Raw genomic sequence first — 261 nt, forward strand, 5'->3', positions numbered from 1 at the left:
GGTTGTTCACCCGCCAGGTACCACTGCGCGGCCGATTTGAGGGCTTCGTTCTTTTGCGCAGGATCACGCCCGGCAATCTCTTCAAAGACACTCGCGGCGAATGCCGGGGCTTGCAATGTCAACGCCAGCTTCGCCAGGTTCTGCAACTGCGCCACAGGCAATTTACGGTGATCGAAGCTTTCCAGGCGCTCGACCAATGCCTGCTGCGCGATCAGATCGTTACCACTGGCGGCAACCAGCGCATCCAGCTCCAGCCGGTAG

General features: G+C 60.2%; 1 protein-coding gene. It reads right to left on the reverse strand.

Features of this window, described 5'->3' with window-relative positions:
• Window positions 1-261 (reverse strand): hypothetical protein (locus SB764_RS41660; protein WP_410866985.1); only part of this gene is annotated, 261 nt, incomplete at both ends.

Source organism: Paraburkholderia sp. SIMBA_027 (assembly GCF_046535315.1).
GTDB classification, from domain to species: Bacteria; Pseudomonadota; Gammaproteobacteria; order Burkholderiales; family Burkholderiaceae; genus Paraburkholderia; species Paraburkholderia tropica.